General features: G+C 50.5%; 1 protein-coding gene. It reads left to right on the top strand.

Annotated features, from left to right (window positions below):
* Positions 1-321, top strand: a 321-nt coding sequence (locus tag FLACHUCJ7_RS00010) for a hypothetical protein (protein WP_219634021.1), incomplete at both ends; no start/stop codon positions are given.

Below are 321 nucleotides of genomic sequence, written 5' to 3'. Positions count from 1 at the left end.
AGCAATACTACGATTACCATCCCGGCAGGCCAATTGACCGGTACGATCACTATTGATCCGGCCGATGATACCCTGTACGAAGGAAATGAAACCGTAATCATCGATATCACGAATGTTACAGGAGCTACGGCAGGCAGTTCGACTCAGGCAATCATTACGATTACCGATGACGAGACCACCCCAACAGTAACACTGAGCGGAACAGCCTCAATCGCAGAGAACGCAGCAGGAACCGCTACAATCACCGCTACACTGAGCACGGCTACGACTACCGCTACAGTGGTAAGTTTAGGCTTTACAGGAACAGCTTCAGCAGGAGAT

Source organism: Flavobacterium salmonis (assembly GCF_903819435.1).
GTDB lineage: Bacteria > Bacteroidota > Bacteroidia > Flavobacteriales > Flavobacteriaceae > Flavobacterium > Flavobacterium chungangense.
Note: the sequence above shows the minus strand (reverse complement) of the source record. Positions and strands in the feature narration are given on the sequence as shown.